16 protein-coding genes and 1 tRNA gene are annotated in these 23,516 nt (G+C 62.4%); 13 read left to right on the top strand and 4 right to left on the bottom strand.

Translation table 11 applies throughout. The features are described 5' to 3' along the window. The first annotated feature begins 46 nt into the window (after positions 1–46). The 11 genes from mobA to ACTQVX_RS00035 all read left to right on the top strand — a co-directional run bounded on the left by mobA (position 47) and on the right by ACTQVX_RS00035 (position 15,054). Positions 47–679, top strand: coding sequence for a molybdenum cofactor guanylyltransferase (mobA, locus tag ACTQVX_RS00085; protein ID WP_441540683.1), 633 nt, complete (start codon positions 47–49; stop codon positions 677–679). A 15-nt stretch (positions 680–694) separates the two neighbouring features. Then, a complete protein-coding gene (locus tag ACTQVX_RS00080) occupies positions 695–1,090 on the top strand; it encodes a DUF3343 domain-containing protein (RefSeq protein ID WP_441540684.1) in 396 nt (131 codons plus the stop codon). A 256-nt stretch (positions 1,091–1,346) separates the two neighbouring features. Then, positions 1,347–2,702 carry an NADP-specific glutamate dehydrogenase gene (gdhA, locus tag ACTQVX_RS00075; RefSeq protein ID WP_154515369.1) on the top strand — a complete coding sequence of 452 codons (1,356 nt, stop codon included), beginning with the start codon at positions 1,347–1,349 and terminating at the stop codon, positions 2,700–2,702. 133 nt (positions 2,703–2,835) lie between these two features. After that, complete coding sequence (locus tag ACTQVX_RS00070; protein ID WP_441559859.1) at positions 2,836–3,738, top strand: FAD binding domain-containing protein; 903 nt, start codon at positions 2,836–2,838, stop codon at positions 3,736–3,738. After that, complete coding sequence (locus ACTQVX_RS00065; protein ID WP_441559857.1) at positions 3,738–6,569, top strand: molybdopterin-dependent oxidoreductase; 2,832 nt, start codon at positions 3,738–3,740, stop codon at positions 6,567–6,569. Before ACTQVX_RS00070 ends, ACTQVX_RS00065 begins: the two co-directional genes overlap by 1 nt. Positions 6,570–6,834: 265 nt before the next feature. Next, positions 6,835–6,918 (top strand) — tRNA-Leu (locus tag ACTQVX_RS00060). 88 nt (positions 6,919–7,006) lie between these two features. Continuing rightward, positions 7,007–8,308 (top strand): trigger factor, encoded by a 1,302-nt coding sequence (tig, locus tag ACTQVX_RS00055; protein WP_441068066.1) that lies wholly within the window; start codon positions 7,007–7,009, stop codon positions 8,306–8,308. 163 nt (positions 8,309–8,471) lie between these two features. Continuing rightward, the gene (locus tag ACTQVX_RS00050; protein ID WP_022095182.1) at positions 8,472–9,092 is read left to right on the top strand and encodes an ATP-dependent Clp protease proteolytic subunit; all 621 of its coding nucleotides are present in this window, start codon (positions 8,472–8,474) and stop codon (positions 9,090–9,092) included. Between the two features lies 1 nt (position 9,093). Beyond that, a complete protein-coding gene (gene clpX, locus ACTQVX_RS00045; RefSeq protein ID WP_427794736.1) occupies positions 9,094–10,509 on the top strand; it encodes an ATP-dependent Clp protease ATP-binding subunit ClpX in 1,416 nt (471 codons plus the stop codon). A 227-nt stretch (positions 10,510–10,736) separates the two neighbouring features. Further along, entirely contained in the window at positions 10,737–13,433 is a 2,697-nt protein-coding gene (locus ACTQVX_RS00040; protein ID WP_441559856.1) for a valine--tRNA ligase, read from the top strand. 277 nt (positions 13,434–13,710) lie between these two features. Beyond that, complete coding sequence (locus ACTQVX_RS00035) at positions 13,711–15,054, top strand: bifunctional folylpolyglutamate synthase/dihydrofolate synthase (RefSeq protein WP_441559854.1); 1,344 nt, start codon at positions 13,711–13,713, stop codon at positions 15,052–15,054. 239 nt (positions 15,055–15,293) lie between these two features. On the opposite strand, the gene ACTQVX_RS00030 is transcribed toward ACTQVX_RS00035, so the two are convergent. The 4 genes from ACTQVX_RS00030 to ACTQVX_RS00015 form a co-directional block, all read right to left on the bottom strand. Beyond that, positions 15,294–16,382: a M24 family metallopeptidase gene (locus tag ACTQVX_RS00030; RefSeq protein ID WP_427796221.1), complete on the bottom strand. Its 1,089-nt coding sequence runs from the start codon at positions 16,380–16,382 to the stop codon at positions 15,294–15,296. 467 nt (positions 16,383–16,849) lie between these two features. Next, a complete protein-coding gene (locus ACTQVX_RS00025; RefSeq protein ID WP_427728710.1) occupies positions 16,850–17,248 on the bottom strand; it encodes a DUF1667 domain-containing protein in 399 nt (132 codons plus the stop codon). Between the two features lie 2 nt (positions 17,249–17,250). Next, the gene (locus ACTQVX_RS00020; protein WP_441559853.1) at positions 17,251–18,672 is read right to left on the bottom strand and encodes an NAD(P)/FAD-dependent oxidoreductase; all 1,422 of its coding nucleotides are present in this window, start codon (positions 18,670–18,672) and stop codon (positions 17,251–17,253) included. A 1-nt stretch (position 18,673) separates the two neighbouring features. Beyond that, positions 18,674–20,146, bottom strand: a complete 1,473-nt coding sequence (locus ACTQVX_RS00015; protein ID WP_441559851.1) for an NAD(P)/FAD-dependent oxidoreductase — start codon at positions 20,144–20,146, stop codon at positions 18,674–18,676. A gap of 797 nt (positions 20,147–20,943) precedes the next feature. Between ACTQVX_RS00015 and ACTQVX_RS00010 the strand changes: the two genes are divergently transcribed. Together ACTQVX_RS00010 and thrS are read left to right on the top strand one after the other, a co-directional pair. Beyond that, the gene (locus ACTQVX_RS00010) at positions 20,944–21,375 is read left to right on the top strand and encodes a double zinc ribbon domain-containing protein (RefSeq protein WP_035138069.1); all 432 of its coding nucleotides are present in this window, start codon (positions 20,944–20,946) and stop codon (positions 21,373–21,375) included. A gap of 259 nt (positions 21,376–21,634) precedes the next feature. After that, complete coding sequence (thrS, locus tag ACTQVX_RS00005) at positions 21,635–23,398, top strand: threonine--tRNA ligase (protein WP_441559849.1); 1,764 nt, start codon at positions 21,635–21,637, stop codon at positions 23,396–23,398. The last annotated feature ends 118 nt before the right edge of the window (positions 23,399–23,516 follow it).

Here is a 23,516-nt window from a genome sequence, read left to right as displayed (position 1 = left end):
CTTCGTGTGCCGGGTTTTGAGCATGCCGATGGGGGTGGTTTGCCGTATGACTACCGTAAGACGGGCCGATCTTTCTTGTGTCGTCCAGGCGGGCGGGTTGTCGTCGCGCATGGGCTGCGATAAGGCGCGCATGGCGTTTTGCGGCGAGCCGCTCATCGAGCGCGTGCTGGGTCGGCTGGCGCCAGTTGCCGGCGAGTTGGTCGTGACAACTTCGCGTCCCAGCGAGCTTGCCTATCTTGAGGAGCACGCGTTTGGCGGCCTGGTGCCGCGTGTGGTGGCGGACCTTGAAGGGCCGGCGGGTGCCATGCGCGGCATCGCGAGCTCGTTGGCCGCGACCCGATTGCCGCTCGTGGCGATCGTCGCCTGCGATATGCCGTTTGTCTCGCCGGAGCTCATCGGCACGCTTGCCGATCGTGTTGAGGCCGAGGCGCTCGACGTGTGCGTACCGCGCGAGGAGCGGGGGATTGAGCCGCTTTGCGCCGTCTGGCGCCGTGACGCGTGTGCGCCGGTTGCCCAAGAGTTGCTCGCCTGCGACCGCCAGCGGATTCGCTGCCTGATCAATCGCGTTCAGGCTGGTTATATGGATGAGCCGCAGATTGTTAAGTCCGCGGGTTCGACGCTCTGCTTCGAGAACGTCAATACGCCCGAGGAGTTTGCGGCGGCCGAGTTACTCGCCTAGACGATTGGAGTTGCCATGTCTCACGATATTTGCCCCGACACGGGAGAGCCTTGTACTTGCGATGGTTCCGAGCCCTGTACCTGTGGTTGCGGTGGCTGTGGACATACTGCGGAAGAGGAAGCGGCCGCCGCGGCGTATCGTGAGGCACACCGCGAAGGCCCGTCCGGTGATGCCCTCGACCACGAACGCAAGATCATCGTTTCGTTCGATAGCACCTTCGATGTGATGGAATGCGAGCGGCTGTGCCTGGATGCCGGCGTGCCCGGGCGCATTATGCCTTTGCCCGGCTCCATTACCGCAGGTTGCGGTCTGTGCTGGGCCATGCCGTTCTCGGGCGATGCGCTCGCCGCCTTCCGCGCTGCTACCGAAGGCCGCGTAACCCCCGCCGACTACCATCAACTCGTCCTCTAACCACCCACACCACCACATTGGGGACAGGCACCTTTGTTGTGGTTTGGAACATGTGGACGAAACAGCTTCGAAACACGCGATTTGTACGTCGGGCGCTCAAAAACGCTTCTACCTGCATCGTAATCAAAACGAAACATCTGCTCGTCGGCTTATGCGAAACTTTGCTGCAACAGTGCGATATTATCCATACACGATAAAGTTCGCGGCGCATAGGGTGCCGTGACCGACATTTTCGTTTCCCATCATTGGAGGAAGCATGAGCTACACGCAGAAAGTTCTCGAAGAGCTCAAGGCCCGCTATCCCGAGCAGCCTGAGTTCATCCAGGCCGCGACCGAGATCCTCGGCACCATCCAGCCGGCGCTCGACGCCCACCCCGAGTACGAGGAGGCCGCCCTGCTGGAGCGCCTCGTCGAGCCCGAGCGCATCGTCATGTTCCGTGTTCCCTGGGTCGACGATCAGGGCAAGGTTCAGGTCAACCGCGGTTACCGCGTCGAGTTCAACTCTGCCATTGGACCCTACAAGGGCGGCCTGCGCTTTAACCCGACGGTCACCCTGGGTATGCTCAAGTTCCTGGGTCTGGAGCAGATCCTCAAGAACAGCCTGACCACCCTTCCCATGGGCGGCGGCAAGGGCGGCTCCGACTTTGACCCCAAGGGCAAGTCCAACAACGAGATCATGCACTTCTGCCAGTCCTTCATGACCGAGCTCTATCGCCACATTGGCCCCAACACCGACGTTCCCGCCGGCGACCTGGGCGTTGGCGGCCGCGAGGTTGCCTACATGTTCGGTCAGTACAAGCGCCTGACCAACGAGTGGACCGGCGTCCTTACCGGCAAGGGCCTCTCCTTTGGCGGCTCGCTCGCCCGTACCGAGGCCACCGGTTACGGTCTGGTCTACTTTGTGGACGAGTACCTCAAGAGCCGCGGCGACTCCTTCGAGGGCAAGAACGTTGTCGTTCACGGCTCCGGTAACGTCGCTATCTACGCGGTCCAGAAGGTCGCTCAGCTCGGCGGCAAGGTGCTCGCCTGCTCCGATACCCACGGCTGGGTCGAGGATCCCGACGGCATCGACTACACCGTGCTCGAGCACGTCTACAACAAGAAGCGCTCCGGCCACGACAAGGGCGTCACGCTCGCCATGTATGTTGACGAGAAGCCCAACGCCGTGTGGCACGAGGGCGACGGCCGCGGCGTGTGGCAGCTGCCCTGCGACATCGCGCTGCCCTGCGCTCGCGAGAACACGCTGCTGCTCGAGGACGCCCAGGCGCTCGTCGCCAACGGCTGCAAGGTGGTCGGCGAGGGCGCGAACATGCCCACGACCATCGAGGCCACGACTTACTTCCAGGAGAACGGCGTCGCCTTTATGCCCGGTAAGGCTGCCAACGCCGGCGGCGTGCTCGTGTCCGGCCTGGAGATGAGCCAGAACGCCGAGCACCTGTCCTGGACCTTCGAGGAGGTCGACGGCAAGCTCGAGCAGCTCATGCGCGGCATGTTCCACAACGTGGACGACACCGCCAAGGAGTACGGCCAGGAGGGCAACTTTGTCATGGGCGCTAACATCGCCGGCTTCCTGAAGGTCGCCGACGCCATGCTCGCCCAGGGCGTCTGCTAAATCTTCGCTTGACATAGCATGTGATGAGGCTCCCAGCCATCCGGCTGGGAGCCTTTTTCTATGGTGGCGAGGGCTGTGCGCCCTCGTTTGGTACACTTAGAGGTACTGGACAAGTGAAGAGATGGGGGAGAACGTGCTCAAGTTCGGTACCTACGTTCGCGTTGGAAACGCGGCCGAAGCCTATGAGCTCTTACAGAAGAACCGCAACAACAAGATTGTGGGCGGCGGCATCTGGATGCGCCTGGGTTCGCGTCGCGTGGCGACGGCGATTGACCTTTCGGCCTGCGGACTCGATCAGATCGAGGAGACCGAGACCGAGTTTCGCATCGGTGCCATGTGCACCCTGCGCCAGCTCGAGCGCCATGCCGAGCTCAACGCGCTTGTCAACCATGTCTTTGAGTTCGCCGTCCACGATATCGTGGGCGTGCAGCTGCGCAACACCGCCACGGTGGGCGGCAGCATCTACGGTCGCTTTGGTTTCTCGGACGTGCTCTCGGCCTTTTTGGCGCTCGATTCATACGTTGAGCTGACGGGGGCCGGTCGCGTGCCGCTCGCCGAGTTCGTGGATATGGGTTACGTGCGCGACGTGATTGAGCGCGTCGTGGTCGTTAAGCACGATTACCGTGCAAGCTACGAGGCCGTGCGCAAGGCCGCGACCGACTTCCCCTCCTTAAACGTCACCGCCGCCTGGTGGGACAACAGATGGCATGTCACTGTGGGCGCCCGCCCGCTGCGCGCGACCCTGCTGCAGGGCGAGGCATGTGGCCTGGTGAGCGGGCAGCCTTCCGAGGACGAGCTGCGCGCCCTGGCCGCGTCCGTACGCGCACTGAGCTACGGCACCAACCTGTGGGGCTCGGCCGACTATCGCCGTTGCATCTCGGCGCCGCTGGCGATTCAGGCCGTGTGCCGCGCCGCCGGCATCGAGCTTTCGGCCTCGCTTGCCTGCGAGCTCGAGGGCGTGCAAGTGCCTAAGTTTGCCACGGACGAGTATTCCTGCCGCCGCGTGCCCGGCGTCGATTCTAGCGAGGTGCGCTAATGGCTGCCAAACTCATCGATCTTTCCTTTACGCTCAACGGCCGCAAGGTCAAGGTTCAGATTGCCCCCGACACCATGCTCTTTGCGCTGCTGCGCGAGCAGGGCTGCGCGTCGGTGCGCTGCGCCTGCGAAACCACCAACTGCGGCCTGTGCACGGTGTGGCTCGACGGCGACCCGGTGCTGAGCTGCTCGGTTCCCGCTGCGCGCGTCGAGGGCCGCTCCGTCACCACACTCGAGGGCCTCAAGGCCGAGTCCGAGGCGCTCGCCCACGCAATGGCTGCCGAAGGCGCCGAGCAGTGCGGTTTTTGCGCCCCCGGCCTCATCATGAACGTGCTGGCGCTTGCCCGCGCCGCCAAGGAGGACCCGAGCCTCGTCGCCACGCGCGAGGAGCTCTCGCGCCAGCTCGCCGGCAACCTCTGCCGTTGCAGCGGCTACGAGAGCCAGCTGCGCGCCATCGTCCGCTTCCTTAACGAGTCCGGCGTGCAGGTGGGCTTTGAGATGCCCGAGCTTCCGGTCAACGACACCAGCTGCGATGGCGTCTCGTACAAGCAGATCACCCATAAGCAGCCCAAGAAGGACTCGAAGGCCCTGCTCGAGGGGCGTCCCGTCTACACAGGAGACCTGGTGCCCGCCGGCGCCCTTATCGTCAAGCTCAAGCGCAGCCCGTATGCCCGTGCCAAGATCCGCTCCATCGATACGTCGCGCGCCCTGAAGGTGCCCGGCGTGGTGGGCGTCTACACCTACGAGGATGTGCCCAAGCGCCGCTTTACCATCGCCGGCCAGAGCTATCCGCAGCCGAGCCCCTACGACCGCCTGATCCTCGAGAACCTGGTGCGCTACCAAAACGAGGAGGTGGCGATCGTCGCCGCCGAGACCGAGGAGGCCGCCGACAAGGCACTCAAGCTCATCAAGGTCGACTACGAGGTGCTCGAGCCCCTGCTCGACTTTACCCAGGCGCTCGATAACGACATCGTGGTCCACCCCGAGGGCGACGTGACCTTTATGTTCCCGCAGGGCGGCGACGTTGCTCGCAACCTGGTGTGCAGCGGTACCAGCGATTTTGGCGACCTGGACGAGGCCTTCGCCCAGAGCGACATCGTCTTTGAGCGCACTTACACCAGCCAGGCCACGCAGACCGCGCCCATGGAGACCTTCCGTGCCTTCGCGACGACCGACGCGTTCGGCCGCATCTCGGTGACCACCTCCACGCAGGTGCCCTTTCATGTGCGCCGCATGGTCGCGCAGTCGCTCGACATTCCGCAGTCGCAGGTGCAGGTTATTAAGCCGCGCATCGGCGGCGGCTTTGGCTCCAAGCAGACGGGCTGCTGCGAGATCTTCGTGGCGTTCGTGACGCAGCAGACTGGCCGTCCGAGCTATTGCTGCTACACCCGCGAGGAGACCATCACTGCGGGCAACTCGCGTCACCAGATGCAGATGACCGTCAAGCTGGGCGCCATGAAAGACGGCACCATCACGGCCATCGACCTGCACACGTTGTCCAACGCCGGCGCGTATGGCGAACATGCCACCACGACGATCGGCCTCTCTGGTCACAAGAGCCTGCCCATCTACAACCACGTGAAGGCGAGCCGCTTTAGGTGGGACGCCGTCTACACCAACACCAACCGCGGCGGTGCGTATCGCGGCTACGGCGCCACCCAGGGCCAGTTTGCCGTGGAGAGCGCCGTCAACGAGCTCGCCGACATGCTGCACATGGATCCCGCCGACCTGCGTCTTAAGAACATCGTGCGCGAGGGCGAGATTATGCCGCAGTACTACAACGAGAAGCTCAACGCCTGCGCGCTCGACCGCTGCCTGCTGCGTGCGATGGACATGATCGGCTGGCGCGACAAGCCGCTGGCCGTGGACCTGGGCGACCGCGTGCGTGCTCTGGGCTGCGCGCTCACCATGCAGGGCTCGGGCATCTCCAACGTGGATATCGGCGGCATCGACATGCGCCTGGAGGAGGACGGCTTCATTACCATCGGCACCGGCGCCACCGATAACGGCATGGGTGTCGACACGATCCTGGCGCAGATTGCCGCCGAGGAGCTGGGCGTGGAGAGCTCGCTTATCGTGGTGCGCGGCGTGGATACCGACGTCTCGCCGTTCGATGCCGGCTCGTACGCGAGCTCGGGCACGTACGTGACGGGCCTGGCAGCCAAGAATGCCGCGACCGAGCTGCGCGAGAAGATCTGCGCCAAGGCCGCCCAGATGTGGGACGTGGACGCCGCCGACGTGGTCTTCGACGGCCAGTACGTGCGTCTGTCTGACGAGCGCGCCGCTCGCGAGTGCGGTCGCTACCTCACGCTGCGCGACTTTGCCAACCTGTGCGTCAAGAACATCGCGGGCGGCGACGCGCTCACCTCGCATGCTTCTGCCTGCCTGCCCGTTTCGCCTCCGCCGTTTATGGCCGGCATTGCCGAGGTCGAGGTCGACAAGGCCACCGGCAAGGTGACTGTGGTGGACTATGCGGCGGCTGTGGACTGCGGCACCGTGATCAACGAGGCACTCGCGCGCGTCCAGGCCGAGGGCGGCATTGCCCAGGGCATCGGTCACGCACTCTACGAGATTGTCGAGCACGACGACCGCGGCCGCCTGCGCACCGGTAACTTTATGAGCTACAAGCTGCCCACGCGCCTGGATATCGGCAGCATTCGCGTGGCCTTTGAGCCGAGCTACGAGCCGACGGGCCCGTTTGGCGCCAAGTCGATCGGCGAGGTCGTCATCAACACGCCGCTCGCCGCCGTTGCCTCGGCCGTGGCGCACGCCACCGGCCACCAGGTTCGCTCGCTGCCGATCACGCCCGAGAAGGCCCTCCTGGGGGAGTAGGCGAGGCAGCCGCCGCTCTTTGGCAAGCCCGAGGAAACCGCAGCCCACTTTTCAACCGAATTGTGGGCTGCGGGAGATAGCCGATGGGGGTAGCTAATTTGGGACGGGGCTTTTTTTTGTAACCCCCCGTTGGGGGGTGCTTAAAAACCCCCCGGCCCAAATAGCTAACCTGTTTCGCTGTATCTAGGTGGGTGGGCGTGGGCCTAAAAAGGTGTGCGTGCGCTTGCCGTTCGTATCTGCTATCATTCCTAGTCTGTGCGCTCATGCGGGCGTGGCGGAATTGGTAGACGCGCCAGATTTAGGTTCTGGTGGGATTCCCGTGAAGGTTCGAGTCCTTTCGCCCGCACCAACGCACCTGCGTCGGCCTCGGCCGTCGCGACACTTTGTTGCATAAAGGTACCAGCACCTCAGATAAGCTGGGCAGTATGAGGAGGAACGTGTTGAACATCACCGCTTCTGACGTCAAGGACGCCAAGCTCACCGCTACGGTCACCATCCCGGCCGCCGACGTCGACGCCGCGATCAAGAAGGCCTACAAGGACACCGCCAAGAAGTACCGCTTCCCGGGCTTCCGTGCCGGCAAGGCTCCCCGTCCGGTCATCGACGCTGCTCTTGGCGCCGAGGCCACCCTCGCTCAGGCCACCAACGATCTGATCGCCGCCAACGAGCCCGCCGTCCTCAACGAGCTGGACATCGTCCCCACCAAGAACGGTGACTACAAGGAGCTCGACCTCGCCAAGGATCACGAGGACTACACCTACACCGTCGAGTTCTCTCTGCGTCCTGCCGCCGAGCTCTCCTCCTACGACGCCGTCGAGATCGAGATGCCTCCCGCGGAGGTCACCGAGTCCGAGATCAACAACCAGGTCGAGATGCTCCTCAACTACCGTGCCACCTTCGAGGACGTCGAGGATCGTGCCGTCGAGGCCGAGGACTACGTTACCGTCGACCTCAAGGCCGTCGAGAACGCCGACAACTTCGCTGCCGAGGGCCGCATGCTCATTGCCGGTAGCGACAGCAACCCCAAGGAGTTCAACGAGGCTCTGATCGGTGCTAACGTCGACGACGTCAAGACCGTCACCTGGACCGACGAGGTCGAGGAGGGCGAGGAGGCCGAGACCCACACCGTCGAGGTCACCGTCAAGGGCATCAAGGTCCGCAACACCCCCGAGCTCACCGACGAGCTTGTCAAGTCCGACTTTGGCTTCGACAGCATCGACGCTATGCGCGACGCCATCAAGCTCGAGATCGAGCAGGACAAGGCTTCCCGCCTTCCGGCCGAGAAGGAGAACCGTTGCGTCGCCGCTCTCGCCGAGCGTCTGCAGCTCGAGGAGATGGACGCCGACTACGAGCAGTCTGTCTTTGAGGAGCTTGGCCAGAACTTCCTGTCCAACCTCGCTGCCCGCGGCATGACGCTGGACACCTGGCTGCCCGCTTCCGGCCTGACCATGGAGCAGTTCATCGGCGACCTGCACAAGCAGGCCAACGACGTTGCCCGCGAGTCCCTGGCGCTCGACGCCCTCGCCCGTGAGCTCAAGATCGAGGTCACCGAGGACGACGTCAACGCCGAGTTCGAGAAGGCTGGCGTCAAGGACGTCGAGGCTTCCAAGGCCGAGTTCATCGCCGATGGACGCATGCCTGCCGTCCGCGAGTCCATCCGTCGCTCCAAGGCCGTCGACCACCTGGTCGAGAACGCCAAGGTGACCGAGGTCGACGAGACCGCCAAGGACGCCGAGTAATTCTCGCCACCTTTCTCGCGAGCGCATGCAGGCGCCCGTGATGGGGTAAAGTTATAAACCGGTTATTCGGTTGCTTCGTACGGTGCCAGCCAATGCATAGCATGCGGGCACCGTTCGTTTATCTATAACCAATTTGGTCCGCAAGAGAGAAATGGAGATGCGTATGATCGCTAAGTTCGATTCCGCCCTCGTGCCATACGTTATCGAGCAGACGCCGCGCGGCGAGCGCAGCTACGATATCTATTCGCGCCTGCTCAACGACCGCATCATCTTCTTGGGCGAGGAGATCAACTCCGTCAGCGCCAACCTGGTCGTTGCCCAGCTGCTGCATCTTGAGAGCCAGGATGCCGAGAAGGATATCTCGCTCTACATCAATTCGCCCGGTGGCGAGGTCTACTCCGGCCTGGCGATTCTGGACACTATGAACTTTATCAAGCCGCAGGTCTCCACCATTTGCGTCGGTATGGCCGCGTCTATGGCCGCCGTGCTGCTTTCGGCCGGCGCCAAGGGCAAGCGCTTCTGCCTGCCGCACTCCAAGGTCATGATTCACCAGCCCAGTGGCGGTGCCCAGGGTCAGCAGACCGAGATCGAGATCGTGGCCGAGGAGATCAAGAAGACCCGTCGCGAGCTCAACCAGATCTTGTCCGACGCCTCGGGCCAGCCGATCGAGAAGGTCCAGGCCGATACCGAGCGCGACAACTACCTGACCGCTGCCGAGGCGCTTGACTACGGCCTGATCGACCGTATCGTCACCTCGCGCGATCTTGCCGCGAAGGACGCCTAGGATGGCCGGTAACATGCAGGACAACTTTGACGAGAACGGCAACCCCATCCGCTGCTCCTTCTGCGGAAAAGAGCAGGGTCAGGTGCGCCGCCTTGTAAAGGGCCCTACCAACATCTTTATCTGTGACGAGTGCGTTGCCGCCTGCTCCGAGATCTTGGAGGAGTCGCTGGCTTCGGACTTTATGGATGCCGCCTGCAACGGCAAGCTGCCGGGCTTCCTCAACGACCACGGTCAGGCTGCCGGGCAGCCTGCCATGGATCCCGAGCCCGAGGGCTTTGAGCTCGAGGACGACGTACGTCAGGTCATCACGCACGTGCCGACCCCGCACGAGATCTATGACGAGCTTTCGGCCTATGTCATGGGTCAGGAAGACGCCAAGCGCGCCATGTCGGTTGCCGTGTACAACCACTACCGTCGCGTGATCGAGGGCGGCGCCGCGCTTTCGGCCTTTGACGAGGCCTCGGGTGCGGGTTCGCGGCTCGACGACGATATGGACGAGGTGGAGCTCGCCAAGTCCAACATCTTGCTGCTCGGTCCCACCGGTACCGGTAAGACCTTGCTCGCCCAGACGCTCGCGCGCATCCTCGAGGTACCGTTTGCCATCGCTGACGCCACCGCACTCACCGAGGCCGGTTACGTGGGCGAGGACGTGGAGAACATCCTGCTCAAGCTCATCAATGCTGCCGATGGCGATATCGAGCGTGCGCAGGTCGGCATCATCTACGTGGACGAGATCGACAAGATCGCCCGCAAGGCCGAGAACCTCTCCATCACCCGCGACGTTTCGGGCGAGGGCGTTCAGCAGGCGCTGCTTAAGATCCTTGAGGGCACGGTGGCAAGCGTTCCGCCCACCGGCGGCCGCAAGCACCCCCAGCAGGAGCTGCTGCAGATCGACACGACCAATATCTTGTTTATCTGCGGCGGTGCCTTTGTGGGTCTGGACAAGATTATCGCTGATCGCGTGGGCAACAAGGGCGTGGGCTTTAACTCCGAGATCGCCGGCCCCACCTCGGTCGACGAGAACGACCTGCTGCGTCAGGTGCTCCCGCAGGACCTCAACGCCTTTGGTATGATCCCCGAGTTTGTGGGACGTACGCCCGTCGTCACCCAGACACAGGCGCTCGACGAGGACGACCTGGTATCGATCCTGACCGAGCCAAAGAACGCCGTTGTGCGTCAGTACCGCAAGATGTTCCAGCTCGAGGACGTTGAACTTGAGTTTGAGGACGCCGCCCTGCACGAGATTGCCCGCATGGCGCTTGCCCGCAAGACCGGCGCCCGCGGCCTGCGCTCCATCTGCGAGGACGTGCTGCAGCAGACGATGTTCGACCTGCCGAGCGAGGAAGGAGTCGCCAAGGTCATCGTGACCGAAGCCTCCGTAAAGGGCACCGAACAGCCCCAGCGCATCTACGGGTAAACCTGTCCCTAAATGGTAGGTTTCGCAAATGTGAATTTGAATAGCCTCCGACCACCCGCGGTCGGAGGCTATTTTATATATACGCAATAACCCCAACTACCTGTGTTATTCTGTGTGTTTGTTTAAGCCTCAGCGAAGTCGTATCAGACTGAAGTAATCGATACCTAAGGGGAGGAATGCAGACCCTGGCGGGCCTACATTCCTCCCCGGTGGGACGGGAGAGATATATGGAAGAGATGCCCAAAAACTACGATCCGTCGACCAACGAGCCGGCGATCCTGCAGAAGTGGCTCGACGGCGGCTACTACAAGCGCCGTGAGGGCGTGGGCGACTGCACTGTCACCATTCCGCCTCCCAACGTGACCGGCAAGCTCCACATGGGTCACGCCACCGACGACTCCATCCAGGATGCCATCATCCGCATGGCCCGCATGCGCGGCAGGTCCACCCGCTGGGTGCTCGGTACCGACCACGCCGGTATCGCCACGCAGACCAAGGTCGACAAGAAGCTCAAGAGCGAGGGTATCAGCCGCCTGGAGATCGGCCGCGATAAGTTTGTCGACGCCTGCTGGGATTGGACCCACGAGTACGGTGGCATCATCGTCGAGCAGATCAAGCGTATGGGCTGCTCCGTCGACTTTGATAACGAGCGCTTTACCATGGACGAGGACTACGCCCAGGCCGTGCGCAAGGTGTTCTGCGACTGGTACCACGACGGCCTGATCTACCGCGGCAAGCGCATCGTCAACTGGTGCCCCAACTGCACCACCGCCATCTCGGACGACGAGGCCGAGTACAAGGACGAGAAGGGTCACCTGTGGCACCTGCGCTACCCGTTGACCGAGCCGGTCAACGGCCAGGACTACATCGTCGTCGCCACTACGCGCCCCGAGACCATGCTCGGCGACACGGGCGTGGCTGTCTCCCCGAAGGACCCCGAGAAGGCCGCCTTTGTGGGTAAGACCGTCAAGCTCCCCATCGTCGACCGTGAGATCCCCATCTTTGAGGATTGGCATGTCGACGCCAACTTTGGCTCCGGCTTTGTCAAGGTCACCCCGGCCCACGACCCCAACGACTACGCCATGGGTCAGGCCCACGACCTGCCGCAGATCAACATCTTTGACGAGCATGCGGTGGTCGTCGAGGGCTACGGCGAGTTTACCGGCATGACCCGCGAGGAGTGCCGCGAGGCCGTCATCAAGTGGTTTGAGGAGCACGGCCTGCTCGATCACGTCGAGGATCACGATCACTCCGTCATGCACTGCTACCGTTGCGATGCCGCACTGGAGCCGTGGCTGTCCGAGCAGTGGTTTGTGGCCGTCGACAAGCTCAAGGGGCCGGCGCTCGATGCCGTCAACTCCGGCAAGGTGACCTTCCACCCCGCGCGTTGGACGCAGACCTATACCACCTGGATGGAGAACCTCAAGGACTGGTGCATCAGCCGCCAGCTGTGGTGGGGCCACCGTATTCCCGTGTTCTACTGCGAGGACTGCGGCTGGGAGGATGCCCTTACCGAGGACACCGACGTGTGCCCTAAGTGCGGCGGTCATCACGTGCATCAGGACGAGAACGTGCTGGACACCTGGTTCAGCTCGCAGCTGTGGACTTTCGCCACGCAGGGCTGGCCCCAAAAGCCGGAGCTGCTCGAGGGACATCACCCCACGACGGCACTCGTCACCGCGCGCGACATCATCGCGCTGTGGGTCGCCCGCATGGTCATGAGCTCGCTGTACTTCCTGGACGAGGTGCCGTTTAAGGATGTCGTCATCTACCCGACGATTCTTGCCAAGGACGGCAGCCGCATGTCCAAGTCCAAGGGCAACGGCGTTGACCCCATGGACCTCATTGGCATGTACGGTGCCGACGCCATGCGATTCAACCTGCTGACGCTCTGCACCAACAACCAGGACGTCAAGTTCGACGCGAACATCGACAAGAAGACCAAGAAGCTTATCGACAGCCCGCGTACCGAGCAGGCCAAGTCGTTTGTGACCAAGATCTGGAACGCCAGCCGCTTCCTGCTTATGAACATGGAGGGCTACACGCCCGGCGAGCCCGTCGTGGAGACGCCGGCCGACGCCTGGATGTTCAGCCGTCTGGCCAAGGCCGTCAAGATGGTTACCGAGGGCATCGAGAACTACACCTTTGGCGACATGGCCCGCGGTGTTCAGCAGTTCTTCTGGAACGAGGTCTGCGACTGGTACGTCGAAGTCACCAAGGCGCGCCTGAAGGGCGAGGGCCGTCTCCAGGCGCAGCGAAACCTGATCTTTGTGCTCGATACCTCTATTCGCCTGATGCACCCGCTCATGCCGTTTGTCACTGAGGAGATCTGGGACAACATGCCGGCGAGCGTGCTCGACCTGGACGCCGAGGGCAACGTGGACCGCGCCGAGGCGCTCATGATCGCCAAGTGGCCCGAGCCCGCCGACTACGTCAAGTATGTCGACGAGGACGCCGAGCGCGCGTTTGAGCTGTGTCGCACCGTCGTTTCTGCCGCCCGCGCCACGCGTTCGCGTTATCGCTTGAGCCCCAAGGCCGAGCTCGACGTGGTCGTGCGTGCCGGTGCCGAGGACATCGAGAAGCTCGAGAGCCTGCGCTCGACCATCGAGCCGCTGGCCAATACCGCCTCGCTGGTCATGGGTACCGATGTTGAGAAGCCGGCTGCGAGCATCGCCGTGGTCGACAGCGGCGTCGAGGTCTTTGTGGTGCTCGAGGGCAAGGTTGACCTTTCGGCCGAGAAGGCACGTCTGGAGAAGGAGATTGCCGCGGCCCAGAAGGAGCTCGCCGGCTGCGAGAAGACGCTCGCCAACGAGGGCTTTGTGGCCAAGGCCGCGCCCGCGGTGGTCCAGAAGAAGAGGGACCGTGCAGCTGAGCTCAAGGAGATCCTGGAGGCGCTGACTGCTCAGGTTGCTGACTTCTCGTAAGGTTTACTTGGGGGCGCGGTTTGGGGCATTGCTCGCTACTGCGGACAGTCCTGCTCGCACGAAGGCCACATTAAGTGGCCTTCGGCTCGTGCGGAACTTGTATCGAGCAAAGCCCCAAACCGCTCCCAGGTCGTTTACGTGGTTGTTTGCAACTGGTGGGTTAGGCCACTTGGCTGTGGCCTTGATTCTGCTGCAAAGCGGTGTTTGGCTGATATTTTGAATGGGAAGGGCTCGTTGTTGATTCGGGCCTCTTTTTATGTTGAGGGGACTTTGGGTTATGGCTAAGCGTTCTGGGTCGTATGTCGTTCCTTTCTCGTTTGAGTTGCTTTCGTTTGATGAGGCTGTTGGGCTTGCTGCCGATACGGGGCGGATTTCTGGGGATGCTGGTCCTCTGCTCGAGACGGTTGTCGATATGCTCGATGAGCTGGGGCGGCCGGACGAGTACTTTGATTGCATTCAGGTTGCCGGTACCAATGGCAAGACTTCGACCACGCGTTTTTCGGCTGCTATCCTTCGCGGCGAGGGGCTCAAGGCTGCGCTTTATACGTCGCCGCAGCTTGTTCGCTATCCCGAGCGCATGGAGGTCGATGGGCAAGTCGTGAGCGATGAGGCGTTTGCCCGTGGCGTTTCTGCTGCTGTTGAGGCGGGGCATCGAGTGAATGCGCGCCGCGTGGTGGCGGGGGAGCGTGCCTATACCATCACGCCTTTTGACCTGCTGACGGCCGCCGCACTTGTGGTGTTTGCCGAGGCTCGCGTGGATGTCGCCGTGCTCGAGGTCGGCATGGGCGGTCGCTGGGACGCCACGAGCGCGACCGATCCCGTTGCCGTTGCCATCACGGGCATCGGACTCGACCACACGCGCATTCTGGGCGATACGCTCGAGGCGATTGCGGGGGAGAAGGCCGCCGTCATTAAGCCCGGACGCCTGGTTGTGCTGGGCGAGGGCACGCATGAGCCGAGCGTTCAGCGCGTTATGGACACCCGTTGTCGCGAGTGTGGTGTGGTGCCGCTGGTGGTGAGCCACGCCACGACCAAGGTGCCGGCGCATGTGGGCGATACGGTTGAGTTTAGCTGCACCACGCCGCGTGCGATTTATACGTCGAGCATGGTTAAGCCGGCGTATCAGCCGCAGAATGCCGCGTGCGCGATTATGCTCTGCGAGGGGTATCTGGGTCGCGAGCTCGACCACGAGGCGCTTGATGCTTCGCTTATGGGCTGTGCCACGCCGGGCCGTTTTGATGTGTTGGGAACCGACCCGCTCAAGCTGATCGACGCCTGCCATAACCCCCAGAGTTGCGAGAACTTTGTGAGCGCCTTGGACGAGATCGATCCGTGCGTAGAGAATCGCCCCACGTTGCTGTGCGCCGCGCTGGCAGACAAGGACGTGGCGGGTATCGTCGACGTGCTGATCCCGGCCTTCCCGCGCGTGGTCGTCACACAGACCGATTCCGATCGCGCCCTGCCGGCGGAGGAGCTTGCTGCCCTGGTGGACTCCGATAAGCTCGCGGGCGTGTACCCCAGCGTGTCCGAGGCCCTCGCAGCCTTTGAGGCCGCAGGCGAGCCCTTCGTAGCAGCAGGTACCATCACCCTGGCCGGCGAAGTTGCCGGTCTGCTACGCTAGATTCCTTCCGCAGGGTAGCAAGTTTGCCTGCTCGCCACGAAATGGGCCTATCTACTACGTTTGACCGGCTACCCTCAACCATGCCGAGAATCGCAAAATCAAAACCGCAGGTAGAAGGCTTGCCAATTTTCAAAAAATACCCGCATGGTCGCCCCATGCGGGTTAAACGTAGTAGATAGGCCCATTTCGTGGCGGCATTCATGTGATGCGGCAAAGGGGCTGTCCCTTTGCCGCATTGCCTAGTCTAGGCGGACTGGGTCGTGGGGGTAGGCGTTGAGGATCTCGACGCCGCTCTCGGTGACCAGGGCAAGGTCCTCGATGCGGACGCCGGTGCGGCCGGGGAGGTAGATGCCCGGCTCGATGGAAAACGTCATGCCCGGCTCCACGACCTGCTCGTTGACGAGCGAGACGTCGCCCGGCTCGTGGTCTTGCAGGCCGATCGAGTGTCCCAGACGGTGCGTAAAGTACTTGCCATAACCCGCGTCCTCAATCACGTCGCGCGCGGCACGGTCCAGGTCGCACATACGCACGCCCGGGGCGATGAGCGCCTCGGCGGCCTCGTTGGCGCGGCGCACGATGTCGTAGATGCGTGCCGTCTCCTCGTCCGGCTCGCCCCAAAAGAACGTGCGCGTCATGTCCGAGCAATAGTTGCGGCGACGCCCGCCAATGTCGAACAGCACCACGTCGCCACGCTTGAGTACCGTATCGTCTGGCTCGTGGTGCGGGTCGCCGGCGTTGGCGCCAAAGCTCACGATGGGCGGAAAGCTAAAGCCCTCGCAATCGTGCTTGCGATACAGGCCAAGCATCTGGTCGGCGATCTCGCGCTCTGTCACGCCTTCGTGGACGAGCTCGATCGCGTCGGCCATCACGGCGTCGTTAGCGGCCGAGGACACGCGCATAAGCTCCTGCTCGCCGGCGTCTTTGTAGGTTCGCGCGGCGGTCACGGCAAAATCGCCTAGGAAGAATTCGCTCGCGGCATGGCGCTCCATAAGGGGCATCAAGAAGCCGGAGCGCATGACGGTGTCGATGCCGAGCGGTTTGGTCGGATCAACCTCGCGAGCGATGGCGTCGGCCACGACGTCGGTATCGGTGTGGTACGCGACGCGGGCATTGTCATACTCGGGCAGCTGATGCAGCGCGTTGACCAAGATCACGGGCTCGCTACCGCGTGCGAGCAGTACGCCGCAAAAACGCTCGAACATATCGGCATAAAAGCCGGTCAGGTAATAAATCGACCACGGGTCGTTTACGAGCAGCTGCGCGCCGGGGTGCTGAGCCTCGAGCGCATCGAGCACGCGTGCCACGCGCTGGTCATCGACATGTGCCATACATCGTCCTTTCGTTAGGTTGCCACCATGGTATCCCCAATGCCAGGGTAGTCAATTTGGGACGGGGCTATTTTAGCTGCGTCAAACATGCGAGCTGATAGGTAAAAGTAGTCAATATGGTCCCGTCCCAAATGGGCTGGTTTCAAAACTATGGCGGATTACGGGGCTGGACCTGTATTACTTGACCATGGGAAAAATCGCGAAATTAAAACCGCAGGTAGAAGGCTTATCAAAAATCGAAAATTGCCGGTATGGGTGGGGGTCTCCGAATCAGCCCCGTAATCCGGCATAGTTTTGAAATGGCACTAAAGTAGGCACAAGCTAAATACCGATCCCAAGGCAAGTTGCGGTGGAATAGTTCCTTGATGCCGGGGTTTTGGCGGAAATCGGGAATTATTTCACCGCAATTGAGGAGGGGCGGGGTGGATGGCGGGGTAGCTAAAAGAGCACCGTCCCAAACGAGCTGCTTAGGCCGGGTCGATGTCCATGCTGGCGATGAGGTCGGTACCGGTGTCTAGGAGGTTGGGGAGGACTACATCGCCCATGCGGATGGGGGCTTTGACCACTAGGCCGCGGATGAGGTCCATGGTCTGGGCATGGAGTTCGAGCGGGATGGCTTCGGCCGTGCGGACGGGCAGCAGCGCCTCGTCGCCGCCTGATACCGCCACGGTGGTAGTGAGGACGCGCATGGGGCAGGTGAGCTCCTGATGTGCGAACTTATCGCCGCGCGGGCAGCTGTTGCCGGTCACGGCGCGCACCGTCGCCACGCGGTCGTCGGCCCCGCGCTCCACTTCCACCGTAAGGAGGCACTCGGATGGGCAGGTGGTGCAGTTGAACTGTAGCGTCTCGATCGCATTTGTGCTCATGGCTATGCCTCCTCGACGGGCTCGACGGAAAGGATAATCTCGCTGGCACCCAGGTCGAGCGCTCGCTGTATCACCTTTGCCGGCAGCGGGAAGCTTTCCATAACGCTCGGTTTAAACGCGCGGACCTTGCCCGTAAGCAGTTCCTCGTCGTCCGCCAGAATGCGCACGCGGGCGGCATCGACCGGCCGGCGCACGCGGAAGTTGAGCCTGGTGAGTGCCACGGCCGTAATGCGTCCCGGCAGCGCGTAGCCGGCGATGCCGGCAGGGGAGACCGTGAGCTGGCAGCCAGCGCCCGTCTCGACATCCGCGCCGGTCCCAAGCGCGTACGTCGCCGCGGCTGCACCGGCACGCTCGGACTCGGCCGTCACGTTATCGGCTAGGTCGTGCACGTGCAGCACGTTGCCGCAGGCAAAGATGCCTGGCACGCCCGTCTGCAGGCTCTGGTCCACCACGGCGCCGTGCGTGCGCGGGTCAAGCTCAACACCCGCGCCTACCGAAAGCTCGTTCTCGGGAATCAAACCTACCGAAAGCAGCAGCGTGTCGCACGGAACGATGCGCTCGGTCCCCGGAATGGGCGCCAGATTTTCGTCGACCTGGCTCACCTCGACGGCCTCCACGCGGTCGTGCCCAATCACGCGTGTGACGGTGGTGGACAGGTGCAGCGGAATGCCAAAATCGTCCAGGCAGTTCTTCACATTGCGGCGCAGGCCGTTGGCGTATGGCATAAGCTCGTACACGCCCTCGACCGAAATCCCCTCGAGCGTGCAGCGACGCGCCATGATGAGCCCAATGTCGCCCGAGCCTAAAATGACGGCGCGCGAGCCGGGCTTGAGGTTGTCGATGTTGATGTATCGCTGCGCCAGGCCGGCGGTAAACACGCCGGCGGGGCGGCTGCCGGGAATCTTGATCTCGCTGCGCGTGCGCTCGCGACACCCCATGGCAAGGACGACGGCGCGTCCGGTGAGCTGCAACATGCCGGCGGGGCTCATGAGCGTGACGGTGTGTGCCGAGGCATCGCTCGCCGCGCCACTTGCGCCCGCGCCTGCGACTTTGTCTTCGCTTGAGTCGATCCCAATCACCATACTGTCCAGGAACAGTGCGATATCGGTTTTGCGCACCTGGTCGATAAAGCGCTGTGCGTACTCGGGACCGGTCAGTTCCTGCTTAAAGTGTGAGAGGCCAAAGCCCGGGTGGATGCACTGGCGCAGGATGCCGCCCAGGTGCTGTTCGCGCTCCACGATGGCCACGCGCGCTCCGGCCTTGTGTGCAGCAAGTGAGGCCGCCATGCCGGCAGGTCCGCCGCCGATAACGACTACGTCAAACGCCTGCGTCTGCACGGCGCCGGCAGCAATTGATGCCCTGTCGGCATCTGCGCAAGTGCACTCGACGCCCGATACCGCACCCATATCGATACTCGTCGCCATCCTAGCGCACCCCCTTCAACGGTCCCTCTACCAGCCAGGAGCCATCGTCTTCCAACGGTACCTCGCTGGGATCGCAGCCCAGCTCGCGGGCCAGAATCGCCACCACGCGGCTTTGGCAAAAGCCGCTCTGGCACCGACCCATGCCGGCGCGGCAGCGGCGTTTGACGCCCTCGACCGAGACCGCACCCGGGCGGCGTCGGATCGCTGCCACGATTTCGGCCTCGGGCACCGTCTCGCAGCGGCAGACAATCTGCCCCCACGCGGGGTCGGACTCGATCAGCTCTTCCTTGCGCGCAAGCGGCGCACGGTCGAAGTCGTCCGGCGCGCGGCGGACGGGGTTCCAGTCGCCACGTTGGCGCAGCACCACACCCGCCTCGCGCAGCACCTGCTCCATGCGCTCGGCAATGGCCGGAGCGCTCGCTACGCCCGGCGACTGAATGCCCGCCGCCTGGAACAGCCCCGGCACCACGGCGGACTGTCCAATAAAAAAGTCGTTCGTTCCCTTAATGACCGGACGCCCGCCGGCAAACGCTCGCACCACGCGGCGCGTATCCAGATCGGGCACCAGCTTGCGCGCGCCGCCCAACAGCGCGTTTACGTCGCCCGCATAGGTCTGCGTGTCGCCCGCCTCGCGCACAGCGGCCGTCGCGGTGATCACCGTGTTGCCGTGGACGGTGCCCGTAACGATGACGCCCTTGGAAACCGGCGTGGGAACGGGGTAGAGCGGCATGAGCGCGCGCGGCTCCTTGTCCAGCACCACAATGTTACCCTGGCGCCAGACCATCTGGAACTCCTCGGCGCCCGCCATATGCGAGATGTCTGCGGCGCCGTTGCCCGCCGCGTTAATCAAATAGCGGCAGCGCACATCACCGGCCGGTGTCACCAGCATAAAACGAGCGGTCCCGTCACCGCTCCTGTCGCCAACGCCGGGAGCTACCTCGATCGTCTCCACCGGTGCGGAGCGCACAAACGTCACGCCGTTGGCTACGGCGTTCTCCATCGCGGCGATGGCGACCTCAAACGGATCGACATAGCCGGTCGAGGGACACCACAGCGCGCACGTGGCCTGGGCGCTGGCGCGCGGCTCCAGCTCGTGGATGCGCTCGGCCCCGATGATCGCCAACTCGGGTACGCCGTTTGCCAGCCCGTTGCTTTGCAGCTGCTCCAGCTGCGCGCGGTCTTGGTCGCTAAAGCCCAGCACCATGGACCCGGTGCGGCAAAACAAAAAGCCCAGCTCCTGGGCCCACGTGCCATATAGCTCGCAGCCGCGGGCGTTGACCTGGGCCTTAACCGTGCCCGGCGCCGGATCGTAGCCGGCGTGCACCAGGCCGCCGTTGGCCTTCGACGCGCCCAGGGCAATGTCGTTGGCCGCCTCGACCACGCAGATGGACAGGTCATAGCGTGCGAGCTGCCGCGCGATGGCGCATCCGGTGATGCCCGCGCCCACAATCGCGATATCAAACGTGTCTGTCACAGTGCCTCCAAGACGAGTTGACAGGCTGTCAATAAGGCTATCCTACGGTGTGCGCATCCCCCGCGTAGCGGCAATGCGGCGAACAGCACCGCTGCATCCGCCAACGGCAGGCGAGGGGAGACTCAGGTCAATCGGTGACCTCGTCTGGCACCCCTGTTGTCAAAGGTTTGTCTCGTTCTGTAACGGTAAGCAGAAGAGTTGGGTTCCAGATGTTACAGATCGAGACGTTTGCCAGGCGGGCCCTCTGTTTGTCTTGATTTGTAACAGTAAGAGTAGAAAATCGGTCCTATGTGTTACAGATTGAGATTTAAAGTCAGGGAGAGGTCATCTGTCTCGATCTGTAACATCTCGGGACCGTTTTGGGGTCTAGATGTTACAGATTTAGATGAACCCATCAGTCGGTTTCAAATGTCTAAATCTGTAACAGTTTGACCTGTTTTTGCCGAGTTGTTGTTACAGATTGAGATATTGAGATTGGACATTTTCCTTTGTCTTGATCTGTAACAGATAGAAGGGTTTCTGGCCCCTAGTTGTTACAGATTGAGATATTTAACGGAGGGCTCACCGTTCATCTTGATCTGTAACAGTAGGGACTGATTCTGGAGCCAAGATGTTACAGATTGAGATTTAAGTCTGGGAGAGATCGGTTTGTCTAATTCTGTAACATCTGGACCCGGATTCCGCTCTCACCTGTTACAGATTGAGATGTTTCTATCCGCCCATGCCTGCGACCTGCCAAATCGTTTACCCCCGTGTTACACTAACTCGAGTTGTAACTACCCCGAAAGGTACCCGTAATGTCCAAGTACATCTCCGAGCTCATGTCGCCGCAGCTTATGGGCGTCGTCTATGCCTTTGTTGGCTTTATCATCGCCCTGTACGTGCTGTCGGTCGTCTATGTGTTCATCGACGCTCGTCGCCGCGGCGCCAGCGCCTACGTGGCATGGGGCATTATCGCCCTCATCCCGTTCGTGGGTCTCATCGCCTACCTGGTCCTGCGCCCGCACTCCTACGCGGCCGACCGCGAGGAGCAGGAGCTGGACATGGCCCTGCGCGAGCGTCAGCTTGCCCAGTACGGCACCTGCCCGCAGTGCGGCGCGCCCATCGAGAAGGACTTTGTCGTCTGCCCGGTGTGCGACACCCAGGTTCGCAACGTGTGCCCCAGCTGCCATCGCCCGCTCGACGCGCACTGGAAGGTCTGCCCCTACTGCCGAACTCGCATCCAGTAGCGCATCCATCGCCGGGCCGGCCGCAAGTCACGGGCACGTCGCGCGCCACGCGAACGCCGCGCGCTCCGCACGCGCCCCACGCGATGAAGCATGCGTAGAAATTCGCCCGCCGTGCCATTCAGGTGCGGCGGGCGCTTGTATACCTAGGTAACCTGCCTATAATGATGCAAGTCAAAACGCACGCGCCGGCAAGCGCAATGCACACCGCACGGCGCCAAGCAGCACTTGCACAAGGCATCCGAGAGGAGAAAACATACCCATGAAGGCACTCTACAATGACGGTTCGGTGGCCGAGCTCCCGCAGGACGAGGTCACGCACGTCATCCGCCACTCCGCCGCGCATATCATGGCGCAGGCCATCAAGCGCCTGTACCCCCAGGCCGATTTTGCCTACGGCCCCGCGACCGACAACGGTTTTTACTACGACGTCGACCTGCCCGAGGGCGTCAAGATCAGCGAGGACGATTTCCCCGCGATCGAGGCCGAGATGAAGAAGATCGTCAAGGAGAACCTCAAGTTCACCGTGTACGAGAAGCCCCGTGCCGAGGCTATCGCCCTTATGGAGGAGCGCGGCGAGAAGTACAAGGTCGAGCACATCGGCGACCTGGACGACGACGCCCGCATCACCTTCTACCAGCAGGGCGACTACATCGACATGTGCGTCGGCCCCCACATCTGCTACACCAAGGCCCTCAAGGCCTTTAAGCTCACCGGCGTCTCGGGCGCCTACTGGAAGGGCGACAAGGACAACAAGATGCTCACCCGCATCAACGGCGTCGCCTTTGCCACCAAGGAAGAGCTCGACGAGCATATGCACATGCTGGAGGAGGCCAAGAAGCGCGACCACCGCAAGATCGGCCGCGAGATGGACCTCTTTATGATGCGTGACGAGGCCCCCGGCTTCCCGTTCTTCCTGCCCAACGGCATGATCCTTAAGAACACGCTGCTGGACTACTGGCGCGAGATTCACCACAAGGCCGGCTACGTGGAGATCTCCACGCCGCTCATCATGAACAAGCAGCTGTGGAAGACCTCGGGCCACTGGGATCACTACAAGGACAACATGTATTCCACCGTCATCGACGACGAAGGGTACTGCATTAAGCCCATGAACTGCCCGGGTGGCGTGCTGGTGTACGCCTCCAAGCCACACTCCTATCGCGAGCTGCCCATCCGCGCCGGCGAGATTGGCCTGGTGCATCGCCACGAGCTGCGCGGCGCCCTGCACGGCCTGTTCCGCGTGCGCTGCTTTAACCAGGACGACGCCCACCTGTTTGTGCGTCCCGACCAGCTGACCGACGAGATCGTGGGCGTGGTCAACCTTATCGACTCCGTGTACCAGAAGTTTGGCTTTAAGTACCACGTTGAGCTTTCTACCCGCCCCGAGGACTCCATGGGTTCGGACGAGGATTGGGCGCGCGCCGAGGAGGGCCTGCGCACCGCTCTGGAGAAGCTGGGCATGGACTACGAGGTCAACGAGGGCGACGGCGCCTTCTACGGCCCCAAGATCGACTTCCACCTGGAGGACTCGCTCGGCCGTACCTGGCAGTGCGGTACCGTTCAGCTCGACTTCCAGATGCCGCTCAACTTTGACCTGGAGTACGTGGACGCCGACGGCACCAAGAAGCGCCCCATCATGCTGCACCGCGTGTGCTTTGGCTCCATCGAGCGCTTTATTGGCATTCTGATCGAGCACTTTGCGGGCAAGTTCCCCACCTGGCTGGCTCCCGTGCAGGTCAAGGCACTTCCGGTTTCCGAGAAGAGCCGCGACTATGCCCACGAGGTGTGCGCCAAGCTGGAAGAGGCCGGCATTCGCGTGGTCTGCGACGACCGCGACGAGAAGATCGGCTACAAGATCCGCGAGGCCCGCAGCATCGACCGCGTGCCCTACATGCTCATCCTGGGTGAGAAGGAGGTCGAGGCCGGCAACATCTCCGTCCGCGATCGTTCCAACGAGACCGTTCAGATGAGCGTCGACGAGTTTGTTGCCAAGGTGACCGAGGAGATCAAGACTCGCGCCTAGCACAATCAATACAAGAATTAACAAAGGCGATCGTCCTCGCGGGCGGTCGCCTTTTTTGTTGTCTATAGAAGAAGAGCCGCAGGTTAGAGCGGCTTTTTTGTTGCGCAAAAAGGTACAG

This window comes from Collinsella sp. LCP19S3_A6 (genome assembly GCF_052122015.1).
Classification (GTDB): Bacteria; Actinomycetota; Coriobacteriia; order Coriobacteriales; family Coriobacteriaceae; genus Collinsella.
This window is presented reverse-complemented; position numbering and strand designations above follow the sequence as displayed.